The 11,353-nt window shown below is 75.1% G+C and carries 10 protein-coding genes; 3 read left to right on the forward strand and 7 right to left on the reverse strand.

Annotated features, from left to right (window positions below):
* Window positions 1-61: 61 nt before the first annotated feature.
* From E1266_RS03815 to pdhA, 7 genes are all read right to left on the reverse strand, one after another.
* Window positions 62-1,474 (reverse strand): nickel transporter, encoded by a 1,413-nt coding sequence (locus tag E1266_RS03815; protein ID WP_132043747.1) that lies wholly within the window; start codon window positions 1,472-1,474, stop codon window positions 62-64.
* The gene (locus tag E1266_RS03820) at window positions 1,471-2,808 is read right to left on the reverse strand and encodes a hypothetical protein (RefSeq protein ID WP_132043784.1); all 1,338 of its coding nucleotides are present in this window, start codon (window positions 2,806-2,808) and stop codon (window positions 1,471-1,473) included. The genes E1266_RS03815 and E1266_RS03820 overlap by 4 nt, the downstream gene beginning before the upstream one ends.
* The gene (locus E1266_RS03825) at window positions 2,808-4,346 is read right to left on the reverse strand and encodes a DUF4331 domain-containing protein (protein WP_132043749.1); all 1,539 of its coding nucleotides are present in this window, start codon (window positions 4,344-4,346) and stop codon (window positions 2,808-2,810) included. The genes E1266_RS03820 and E1266_RS03825 overlap by 1 nt, the downstream gene beginning before the upstream one ends.
* A gap of 191 nt (window positions 4,347-4,537) precedes the next feature.
* Window positions 4,538-5,086, reverse strand: coding sequence for a YciI family protein (locus E1266_RS03830; protein WP_132043751.1), 549 nt, complete (start codon window positions 5,084-5,086; stop codon window positions 4,538-4,540).
* A gap of 53 nt (window positions 5,087-5,139) precedes the next feature.
* Entirely contained in the window at window positions 5,140-6,429 is a 1,290-nt protein-coding gene (locus tag E1266_RS03835; RefSeq protein WP_132043753.1) for a dihydrolipoamide acetyltransferase family protein, read from the reverse strand.
* The gene (locus tag E1266_RS03840) at window positions 6,426-7,466 is read right to left on the reverse strand and encodes an alpha-ketoacid dehydrogenase subunit beta (RefSeq protein ID WP_132043755.1); all 1,041 of its coding nucleotides are present in this window, start codon (window positions 7,464-7,466) and stop codon (window positions 6,426-6,428) included. Before E1266_RS03840 ends, E1266_RS03835 begins: the two co-directional genes overlap by 4 nt.
* 11 nt (window positions 7,467-7,477) lie before the next feature.
* Window positions 7,478-8,635 carry a pyruvate dehydrogenase (acetyl-transferring) E1 component subunit alpha gene (pdhA, locus tag E1266_RS03845; RefSeq protein WP_132043757.1) on the reverse strand — a complete coding sequence of 386 codons (1,158 nt, stop codon included), beginning with the start codon at window positions 8,633-8,635 and terminating at the stop codon, window positions 7,478-7,480.
* Between the two features lie 131 nt (window positions 8,636-8,766).
* On the opposite strand from pdhA, the gene E1266_RS03850 reads away from it, so the two are divergent.
* The 3 genes from E1266_RS03850 to E1266_RS03860 form a co-directional block, all read left to right on the forward strand.
* Entirely contained in the window at window positions 8,767-9,402 is a 636-nt protein-coding gene (locus E1266_RS03850) for a GntR family transcriptional regulator (RefSeq protein WP_229807938.1), read from the forward strand.
* A gap of 229 nt (window positions 9,403-9,631) precedes the next feature.
* Window positions 9,632-10,423: a putative hydro-lyase gene (locus E1266_RS03855; RefSeq protein ID WP_207945401.1), complete on the forward strand. Its 792-nt coding sequence runs from the start codon at window positions 9,632-9,634 to the stop codon at window positions 10,421-10,423.
* A gap of 21 nt (window positions 10,424-10,444) precedes the next feature.
* Window positions 10,445-11,353, forward strand: a 909-nt coding sequence (locus E1266_RS03860; RefSeq protein WP_132043761.1) for a serine/threonine-protein kinase, incomplete at its 3' end; no start/stop codon positions are given.

The following is an 11,353-nucleotide window of genomic DNA, read 5'->3' on the forward strand; positions in this document are numbered from 1 at the left end:
TGCTCCCCTCGGTGGGCCGTCCGCCCGGATCCGCGCGTCCGGCGCCGGCTCGGATCGGGCCTCACAGGACGAGGCTCCGCAGCGTGAGCCCGACTCCGAGGGCGACGACCGTCGCGGACGTCCCGACAGGCATCATCCCGGACGGAATGCGCGGCCGCTTGGCCAGAATGCGCCGCGTCAGAGCCCGCCCCGAGCCGACCAGGAGAAGGCCGACCGCGACCAGCGCCGCCGCCAGGCCCAGCCCGTAGGCCAGGACGAGCACGACCCCGAACCACGCGCGGCCGATCGCCGCCCCGCCGACCAGCACGACCACCGCGGACGGGCTCGGGACCATGCCGCCCGCCAGCCCCATCAGCACGACCCCGCCGCGCCGCCCGCCGGCCGCGTGCCCGTGCCCGTGCCCGTGCCCGTGCCCGTGCCCGTGCCCGTGCCCGTGCCCGTGCCCGTGCCCGTGTCCGTGCGTGTGCGCGTGGGTGTGGCGGCGGTTGCGCAGGGCGCGCCGGAGCAGCAGCGCGCCCGCCGCCGTGACGAGGACGCCGCCCGCCGCGCCGAGCCAGGGGAACAGGGCCTCCGGCGCGAGAAGCGTCCCGGTCGTCACCAGCAGGCCGAGGGCGAGGACCCCGGCGGTGTGGGTGAGCGTGACCGTCATGCCGAGCCCGAGGACGTCCCGCACCGGGCGCCGTCCCGCGCCGACCGCGTGCGCCGCCATGATCGTCTTGCCGTGGCCCGGTGCGAGGGCGTGCAGCGCCCCCAGGGCCATCGCGATGAGGAAGGCCAGCAGGGCGAAGCCCGGCGTGAGGTCGTGCCGTGCGACGAGGGAGGTGAACCGCTGGGTGAGCCCGTCGGATCCGCGCGGCAGGCCGCGTTCGGCGCCGCCGGACGCGGGGGCGGCGAGCGGCGGCCCGCCCGCCCGCACGGTCAGCGACGCGGACCGCTGGTCCGGCGGGGAGGAGAGCGCGTCCCCCGGGTAGGCGGTCAGGCGCCGGCTGCGCGACTCGGCGGGCACGCCGGGCGCCCGCACCGTCATCCGGTCGCCCCGCGCGGTGATCTCCCGCCAGCCGATGCGGCCGCCCGGATCGGCGGCGCGGAAGGAGACCGCCCCGGGCCCGGCCGGTGCGGTGATCCGGCACTCGGCCCGCAGCGTCGGCAGCCCGGCCTCGCCCTGCGGCGCGGTGCCGGCGGCGGACCGGACGGACGCGGTCACGGCCCGTCCGTCCACCGTGACGCGCATCGACGCCGCCGCCTTCCGGCAGGTCGCGTCCGCCCAGGCGCGCAGTTCCGCGGCGGACGGGCGGCCGTCGCGGTCGGTGTCCAGCTCCGGGAGGGCCTGCGCGGCGGGGATCTCCGCGAGGTCCTCGACGTGGTCGATCCGCAGTTCGTGCGGGGCCGCGACGAGCCCGTCGTAGTGGTTGACGGTGAAGTTGCCCAGCGGATGCGCGGCGAGCAGCCCGGCCGCGAGCGCGAAAGTGATCATGGTGCGCCTCCCAGGTCGTCGAGTGCGGCCTTGGCGCGGGGTGCGTGCAGCGGGGAGAACCGCGGGTTGCGGCGCAGCGACTCGGCCAGGTCGCGACGGGCGTCGGCGTCCTTGCCGAGCGACTTCTCGATGACTCCGCGGTGGAAGTGGAACAGGGCGCGGCGGTATCCGGTCGCCGTCGCCTGGCGCGCGTAGCGCAGCGCCTCTTCGTCGCGTCCAGCGGCGTGCAGGGCCCAGGCCAGCGCGTCCGCCGCGTGGACGCCGCACCGCCGTGCCCTCCGGTCCGGGCAGCGGCGGCCGTACTCGGCCCGCGCCGCGCGCAGCGCGACCTCCGGGTCCCCGTGGTCGCTCTCGAAGAGCGCGGTCTCCAGGTCGGCGGCGACGCCGTTGGCCTCGGCGATCCGCGTCCACGTCGTGGCGACCGCGTACTGCCGTTCCGCCTCGTCCTTGCGCCCCCGCGACTCCAGCAGCTCCCCGTAGTCGGTGAGGTACTGGGGGAGGGGCAGCCGCCGGACGATCTCCGCCCGGTCCGCGAGCGCACCCTCGATGTCGCCTTCCGCGGCGCGGACGCGGGCGCGTCCGTCCAGGGCCGGGACGTGCCCGGGGGACTGGCGCAGCGCCTCGGCGTACTCGCGGCCCGCCCGGCCGAGGTCGCCGTCGTTCCAGGCCAGCTCGCCGAGCTGCGCCGCGATGTAGGCGAGGTCGCCGCGATCGGTCGCCGAGGCCCGGGCCAGCCCGAGCACGCGCCGCGCCTCCCGGGTCTCGCCCCGCAGCTCCCGCACGTACGCGAGCCGCGTGAAGACCGGGATGCCGGGGCGCGCGGCGTCCGCCGCCCGCGCGGCGCCGAGGGCCTCGTCCAGGCGCCCCAGCTCGACGAGCGCGTCCACGCGGACGGCCGCCGCCCGCTGCCCGAGCGGGTTAGCGTCGAGCGCCCGGCCGGCGTGCCGGAGCGCCCCGTGGAAGTCGTGCCGCGCCGCCGCCAGGGCGCCGAGTCCCTCCAGCGCACCCGCGTTGCCGGGCTCCTCCCGCAGGGAGCGCCGGAGCACGGCGTCGGCCTTCGGGTAGTAGGCGGTGTCCCCGGTCACCCGGGCCTCCTCCACGTAGGCGAGGCCGAGCGCGGCCCACCCGGCGGCGTCGTGCGGCCGGTCGCGGAGCCGCTGCTGCAGCCCCGCGATCCCCTGGGCCGGGGCCTCGGCGCCGGCCGCCGCGGGCGCCTCGGACGGGCCGCCGAAGGCGACCGCCGATCCGAGGGTGAGCGCCGCGACGAGACCGGCCACCGGGGCCCCGATGCCGAGGGCCCGGACGAGCGGCGCCCTGCTGAGAAGGGAGCGCATCAGCCGCCGAGCCGTCCCGGCCGGCGCCGCCACCACAGCAGCCCGCAGGTCGCCAAGAACGCCACGACGCCGGACCCCGCCGCGATCGGCACCAGGCCGGGCACGCCGGACCCCTCGTCGTCCGCGGCGTCCTCGACCGCGCCCGCGTTGAGGAGGTTGACGGTCTCGCCGTCCTTCCCCTTGGCCCCGGCCTTCGCCGCGCCGCTCCGCGCGCCCCGCACGTCCGACCCGGAATGCGGCTGCGCGACGTAGGGGAAGGTGCTCCCGAACTCGCGGTCGTTGGCGTTGACGGCGTCGCCCAGGTCGTTCTTCTTGCCGAGCAGCTCGCCCTCGACGGCCTGCAGCGAGATGTCGACGACGTCGTCGGTGAGCCGCCGCCCGTTCGGGAAGCCCGCCTTGTCCCCGCCGAGGACCCCGAGCCGGTCCGGGTTCGCGGCCGGCTCGATCGAGGTGTTCAGCCGCAGCAGTTCCGCCGGCCGGACGTTCCGCGGCTGGTTCAGGCCCGGCACGCCGGTCAGGTACGCCTGGACGAGGTCGTCGCGCGGGCCGGGCGGCGCCGGGATCTTGTAGATCCGCTCGATCAGCTTCGGCAGCTCCGGGTCGGTGACGAACCCGGCGAACTGCGCGTCGTGCCACGGGCTGGACGCGTTGAACGCGTCCTTCTTCCCGCGCGGGATGACCACCTCGTTCACCAGCGGGCTCCCGAGCCGCGACACCTGCGTGCGGCCGCCCGCCGCGTTGCGCCGCTGCACCGTCGAGTTGACCCCGACCACCGGGTCGCCGTTCCGCACCAGATGCCGGGTGGGCACCTGGACGGCGACGGTGTTGACGTTGTAGCCGCTCAGGGTGTCGTTGCCGACCTCCTTGAGATTCGCTCCGTACAGCAGGTCGAACACCCGCAGGTCCAGGAAGAACGAGTCGTCGGCCTGCCCGGCGAACGCCGTCGTCCCGTCGCCCAGCGGCCGCACCGCCTGCGCGCGCAGCTTCGCGTAGTCCGGCATGGACGCCCGGCCCACGTTGGACGGCGCCACCGGCGCGCCCTGCGCGATCTTGCGGGTGCCGTGCGCGTTGCCGTCCACCCGCCGGATCAGCGTCAGGTCGTAGGTCTGCGTGAAGTTGAGGTCCGGGTCGTCGAGGCTCGTCACCGGCCCGGTGTTGTAGAGGAACGTCTTGTCGTTCTTCAGCCGGTCGTGGAACTCGAACCGGTACGTGAGGTCGGCCAGTGAGTCGCCGTTGTTGTCGATGTTGAGGTCGTACGCGGCGTCCCGGGCGAACTTGTAGAAGGTGGGCCCGCCCGCGGGCTCCTGCAGCGGGATGAAGTTCGCGATCAGCGTCGTCGTGTCCGGCCTGTCGGGACTGACGAACGCGTACACGTCGGTGTTGTCGTACTGCGGCTGCCCGGAGATGAGCGGCGCCTCGCGGTGGCTGGACGCGGTGCCCGGCTCGGGCGCGAGCCCCGCGAACCCGCCCGCCAGCAGCACGCCCCCGGCGGCCGCCAGCGCGGCGATCCGCGTCCTGGACGGATGAAGTGTCGGCATTGTGGACCCCTGCCGGTCCCCGGACCCCCGCCGCGGCGGCGCCGTTCTCTCGGCGCTGGGCAACGTCCGCCGCGACCCCGGGTTCGACCGGTTTCTTCGCCATGCCCGCCGTTACTTCGCGGCCCGGCCGCGTCCTGATTGGTCGGTGGCCGGATACGGCCATCCGGAGCCGCCCGCGGCGCCGCGGTCCGTCAGCGGCGGCCGCCGAACTCCCAGGCGTGGACCTCGATGCCCGCATAGGCGCCAGGGGTCAGGACGGTGCGGGCCTTGTCCGGGTCCGGTGCCCGGAGCAGGGCCGCCGTGCCCAGCCAGGCCGTGCCGTCGTCGGAGAGGAGCGGGCCGTAGGCGATCAGGTCGTCCCGGTCGGCCGGGACGTCGAGGTCGGCGGGCCGGCCCGCGCCGAGGCCGAGCACCAGGTACCGGTCGCCGCCCGTCCGGCCGCCGGGGAAGTCCCACATCGTGCGGCCGAGGGCGTTGCGCCAGCGGCGCAGCATCACGTCCCGGTACGCCCCGGCCTGGTAGCAGGGCTCGTCGAAGGCGAACGCGCGGGCGGCGGCGGGGTCCGGCAGGTCGACGATGTGCACGCTGCCGGTGAGCGTGTCGCCGCCGGGCGCGAAGGTCGGGCCGCGGGCGATCAGCTCCGCCGCGTACCGGTCCATGTAGGACCAGTGCTCCTCCAGCAGCTCGCGGCGCAGGTCCCCCGACCCGGGCCGGTCGCGGTGGTAGCAGAAGAACTCCATCGGGACATTCTTCACCAGTCCGGCCGGCCTCGCGGCGGAGGCCGGCCGGGGCCCTAGGCGACGATGAGCAGCGGGTTCTGCAGGAGGGCCGCCAGCCGGTCCAGGAACCGGGCGGCGGTCGCGCCGTCCGCGGCGCGGTGGTCGACCGACAGGGTCAGCGCCATGCGCTTGCCCGGGACGACCTGGCCGTCGCGGACGACCGGCTCGTCCCGGACGGCGCCCACCGCCAGGATCGCGGCCTCCGGCGGGTTGATCACCGCGGCGAACGAGTCGACGCCGAACATGCCCAGGTTGCTGACGCTGAACGTGCCGCCGCTCATCTCCTGGGGCGTCAGCTTCCCGTCGCGGGCCCTGCCGGCCAGCTCGCGGGTCTCCCGCCCGATCCGCGACACGCTCTTGCGGTCCGCGTCCTTGATCACGGGGACGAGCAGGCCGTCCTCGACGGACACCGCGACGCCCACGTTCACCCGCCTGTGGAAGAGCAGGTCCTCCTCGGTGTAGGACACGTTCACGGCCGGGTGCTCGGTGAGGGCGGTCGCCGCGGCCTTCACGATCAGGTCGTTGACGCTGACCTTGGCCGGGGCGAGCGCCTCGTTGAGCGTGGCGCGGAAGGCGAGGAGCGGTTCGGCGTCCACCTCGCGGTTCAGGTAGAAGTGCGGGGCGTCGCGCTTGCTCTGCGTGAGGCGCTTGGCCGCGACCTTGCGGAAGCGGTTGAGCGGGACGGCCTCGACGTCGGAGTCCGCGGCCTGCGCCCGCACGGGCGGGGCCGGCTGCGGCGGCGCGGCCGGCCGGACTTCCGGCTGGGCGGGTGCGGGAGCGGGGGCACCGGCGCGGATGGCGGCCTCGATGTCGGCGCGGATGATCCGCCCGCCAGGCCCGGAGCCGTTCAGCGCCGCCAGGTCGATGCCGTGGTCGCGGGCCAGCCTGCGCGCGAGCGGCGACGACGGCGGACGCGACGCCCCGGCGGCGCGCCCGGGAGCCGCGGCGGGCGCCGGGTCCGGCTCGGCGGCGGGCGCGGGTTCGGGCGCCTGCGCGGCGGCCGGTTCCGGCGCGGCCTCGGCCGCGGCCTCGGCGGCGGTTTCGGCGGGGGCCGCGGGCCGCGCGCCGCCCGCGGGGGTGAGCACGGCGATGGGGGCGCCGATCGCGGCGGACTCGCCCTCGGCCACGAGGATCCGGTCGAGGACGCCGGCCTCGTACGCCTCGAACTCCATGACCGCCTTGTCGGTCTCGATGTCCACGATGACGTCGCCGACCGCGATCTCGTCCCCGGGCTGCTTCTGCCAGGAGCTGATGACGCCCTCCTCCATGGTGTCGGAGAGGCGGGGCATGAGGATCTCGGTCATGACGCGGGCTCCAGGGGTCGCGGCGGTGCGGGTGTCGTCCCCGGTCCGCGGCCGGTCGCGCGGAGCGTGTCGCGGACGGCGGCGAGCAGCGAGCCGGCGGACGGCAGCGCCGCCGTCTCCAGGGACTTGGCGTAGGGCAGCGGCACCTCGGCCATCGCGACCCGGCGGACCGGGGCGTCCAGCCAGTCGAACGCGCCCTCCTGGATCGTGGCGGCGATCTCGGCGCCGATGCCATAGGTGAGCCAGTCGTCCTCGGCGACCACGGCGGAGCCGGTCCTCCGGACGGACTCCACGACCGTCCGCCGGTCGAGGGGGCGCAGGCTGCGCAGGTCCACGACCTCGGCGGACACGCCCTCCGCCGCGAGGGTCTCGGCGACCTCCACGGCGACGCGGGCCATCCGGGAGTATCCGATGATCGTGATGTCGGTGCCGGGCCGGGTGACGGCGGCGCGGCCGATCTCGGCGGGCTCGACGTCCTCGATCGCGGGCACCTCGCCCTTGGCGTTGTAGAGGGAGAGGTTCTCCAGGAACAGCACCGGGTCGTCGTCGCGGATCGCGGCCTTCAGCATCGCGGACGCCTCGGCGGGCGTGGACGGCGCGACGACCTTCAGGCCGGGGATGAACGAGTAGAACAGCTCGACGTTCTGCGAGTGGGTGGCGCCGAGCTGCTGCCCGCCGCCGCCCGGGGTGCGGATCACCATCGGGACGCTCGACTGCCCGCCGAACATGCCGTAGATCTTCGCGGCGTGGTTGACGATCTGGTCCAGCGCCAGCAGCGAGAAGTTGATCGTCATGAGCTCCACGACGGGGCGCAGGCCGAGCATCGCGGCGCCGATCGCGGTGCCGACGAAGCCCTCCTCGGCGATCGGGGTGTCGCGGACGCGGCGCTCCCCGAACTCCTCCAGCAGCCCCTCGGTGATCTTGTAGGAGCCCTCGAAGAGGCCGATCTCCTCGCCGATCAGGAACACGTCATCGTCCCTGAGCATCTCGGCGCGCAGGGTGTCCCGGAGGGCCTGGCGGTAGGTCATCGTTGCCATGGACGCGCTCCTCAGGAACCGAATACGGGGTCGGCGGGGAGCCGGCGGAGCTCGCCCGGGACCGGGGTGGCGTAGGTGTAGTCGAACAGCGTCGACACGTCGGGCTCGGGGCTCGCGTCGGCGAACGCGGCCGCGGCGTCGATCTCGGCCCTGACCTCCGCGTCGAGGCGGTCGCGCTCGTCCAGCGAGAGGATCCCGGCCTCTTCCAGCTCCAGCGCCATGCGGGCCAGGGGGTCGGCGGCCTTGAGGGCCTCCTTCTCCTCCTTCGACCGGTACCGGGCCGGGTCGACGACCGAGTGGCCCTTCAGCCGGGGGCTGGTGGTCTCCAGCAGGTAGGGCTTGTGCTCGGTGCGGGCGCGCTCGACGGCGGTGCGGGCGGCGTCCCGGACGGCGACCACGTCGGTGCCGTCCACGCGGGCGCTCTCCATCCGGTAGGCGGCGCCGCGCCGGTACAGCTCGGGCTCCGCGGACGACTTCTCCACGGTCGTGCCCATGCCCAGCCCGTTGTTGACGATGACGAAGACGACCGGGAGGTCCCAGAGGGCCGCGATGTTCAGCGACTCGTGGAACGCGCCGATCGCGGCCGTCCCGTCGCCCATCTGGCACATGACGACCTCGTCGCCGCCCTTGTAGGCCACGGCCAGAGCCGCGCCGGTCGCGAGGGGGACCTGCCCGCCGACGATGCCGTACCCGCCGAGCATCCGCGTCTCGGCGTCGAACAGGTGCATCGACCCGCCCCAGCCCTTGGACACGCCGTCGGAGCGGCCGTAGAGCTCGGCCATCACCCGGTCGGCGCCGATGCCCTTCGCGATCGCGTAACCGTGATCGCGGTAGTTGGTGAAGAGGTAGTCGGTGGGGCGGAGCGCCGCCATCAGCCCGACGACCGTGGCCTCCTCGCCGAGGTTCAGGTGGCAGTAGCCGCCGATCTTCGCCTCGGTGTAGGCGCGGGCGGCCCGCTCCTCGAACCGCCGGATCAGCAGCATCCGCCGGTAGTAGCCGACGAGCGTCTCGGCGTCCGCCGCGGGACGGGCCGGCCCGTCCGCTCCGGCGGTCTCGGCCGGTGCGGTGCTCCGGGGCGACGACGCGGTGCTCCTCGGGCGCGGGGCGCCGGGCTTGCCGCGGTTGCGGCCCGGCGCGGCCCTGCCGGTCGACTGGGCGGTCTCGGCCATCGGCGACCTTCTCTCCTCGGGGCGGGCGCCGTAGGATCGCGACGGCGCTCACCGATCATCATTGATCTATGATCGATCATATTCTACCCGTCAAGGCCCACTTACCGACGCTCCGTCTAACATGGGTTCCCGTGAACGCGCCGATCCCCGCCCGACTGCTCCGCACCGGACTCGCCGGACAGATCCGGGAGTTCATCGTGGAGGGGATCAGCTCGGGCCGCTGGGAGCCGGGCGAGCGCATCGTCGAGCGGCGGATCGCCGCCGAGCTCGGCGTCAGCCAGGGCCCCGTCCGGGAGGCGCTGCGCCAGCTGGAGGCGCAGCGGCTGATCGAGTCGCTGCCGAACCGCGGCGCCCGCGTCCGGGAGTTCACCGAGCGGGACCTCGCCGAGATCTTCCCCGTCCGGGCCGGGCTGGAGCGCACGGCGGCCGAGCTGGCGCTGCCCCGGCTGTCGGACGACTGCCTGGACGCGCTGGAGAAGCACAACCGCGAGCTCGGCGAGGCCGCGAAGGGCGGCGACCTGCACGAGCAGATGCGCCTCAGCATCGCCTTCCACCGCGAGATCGTCGAGAGCGCGGGCAACGGGCTGCTCGTCTCGGTGTGGGAGGGCCTCGGCATCGAGCTGTGGACGACGCTGTCCCTGCGCCTGCACCAGACCGAGATCTACTCGAAGTCGGCCGAGCACGCCGAGCTGATCGAGGCGTTCCGCCGCCGCGACCCGGAGGCGCCGCGGCTGCTGCACGACCACGTCATGAACTACGCGCCCTGACCGTTACCTCCCAGCGTGCTTCTCGCGAACGAATTTTCCGGGAAGCGGGAACCAACCTGCGCGGCCCGTGCGTTCCCCCTGTAGGTCCCCCCGGCATCGCCGGGATGCGGACCTTCCGGGTCGTGCGGCGCCTGGCGTGGGGGTGTCGGGCGCCGCAGACCCGGGCTCTCCCGCCCGCGAGCGGCCCGCCTCCGCGACCGGCCGCGCCGGGCCTCCGGAAGGAGAGACCGTGACCGCGCCGACCGATCCGGGTGCGCTGTCGCCCGAGCGGGCCAGGGCACTGTTCCGCGCCGGGCTGATCCGTCCCACCTCCGGCTGGTGCGCGGGCTGGACGCAGGCGAACCTCATCGCCGTCCCGCGCGAGTACGCCTACGACCTGCTGCTGTTCGCGCAGCGCAACCCCAAGCCCTGCCCCGTCCTGGACGTCACCGAGCCAGGCGAGGTGTCCACCCCCTTGTTCGGCGGCGACCTGCGCACCGACCTGCCCGGCTACGTCGTCTACGAGCACGGCGAGCCCGTCGCCGAGGTGCCCGACGTGACCGGCCGCTGGCGGGACGACCTCGTCGCGTTCCTCATCGGGTGCAGCTTCACCTTCGAGGACGCGCTCCGCGAGGCCGGCGTCCCGGTGCGGCACATCGAGCAGGACCGCAACGTCCCCATGTACCGGACGAACCGGATGTGCCGCGCCGCCGGGAGGTTCGGCGGACCCCTCGTCGTCTCGATGCGCCCCGTCCCGGCCGGGCAGGTCGCCGACGCCGTCCGCGTGACGTCCCGCTACCCGGCCGTGCACGGCGCGCCCGTGCACATCGGCGACCCGGCCGAACTCGGCATCGCGGACATCGGCCGCCCCGACTTCGGCGACCCCGTCGAGATCGCGGCGGGCGACATCCCCGTGTTCTGGGCCTGCGGCGTGACCCCGCAGGCGGCCGTGATGGCGTCCCGGCCCGCGCTGGCCATCGGGCACGCCCCCGGCCACATGGCGATCACCGACGCCCGCGACGGCCGGTACCTCGTGCCCTGATACCGGCGTAGGCTGCGGATCATGGCCGAGATCGTCGCCCCGGGCGAGGTGCTGGGGGAGCGCTACCGCCTGGAGCGCCCGCTCGGCGCGGGCGGCATGGCGGTCGTCTGGCGCGCGGAGGACCTCGTGCTCGACCGCGCCGTCGCGGTGAAGGTGCCCAAGGAGGGGTGGCCGGAGGAGTCCACGCGGCGGCTGCGCCTGGAGGCGAAGGCCGCCGCCGGCCTCGCGCATCCGAACATCACCGGCGTCCACGATTACGGCGAGCACGGATACGGCGAGCACGACTACGGCGAGCACCGGCGCGTCCCGTACGTGGTCATGGAGCTGCTGGACGGGGAGACCCTGGCCGCGCGTCTGTCCCGGGGGCCGCTGCCTTGGGGCGAGGCGGCCGGGATCTGCGCCGGCGTCGCGGACGCGCTGGCCGCCGCCCACGCCGCCGGGATCGTGCACCGCGACATCAAGCCCGCGAACGTGTTCCTCACCCCGGTCGGCGTGAAGGTCCTCGACTTCGGCATCGCGTTCACCGGCCCGTCCGCGGCCGGCGGCCCCCTCCTCGGAACACCCGCCTACGTCGCGCCGGAGCTGCTGGACGGCGCGTCCCCGACACCGGCGGCGGACGTCTTCTCTCTCGGCGTCGTCCTCCGGGAGTCCTTGGGCGGTGCCTCGTCCGAGGACTCCGCCGCCCTGCCGCCGGACGTCCCCGAGCAGTTCACCGCCCTGTGCCTGCGATGCCTGGACGCGGACCCGGCGGCCCGGCCCACCGCCCCCGAGGCGGCGCGCGTCCTCGCCGGGGCGTCCGGTGTGCGGCTCGCGGCGCTCCCGGCGCCGGGGCCGGCCGGCACGGGTGACGACCACGAGGAGACCGGTCCGCCGCGAGAGCCGACGCGCGTCCTGGCCGACCCCCTCCGTGCGCGCATCGTGACCCTGCTC

It is taken from the genome of Actinomadura sp. 7K534, from assembly GCF_004348575.1.
Lineage (GTDB): Bacteria > Actinomycetota > Actinomycetes > Streptosporangiales > Streptosporangiaceae > Spirillospora > Spirillospora livida.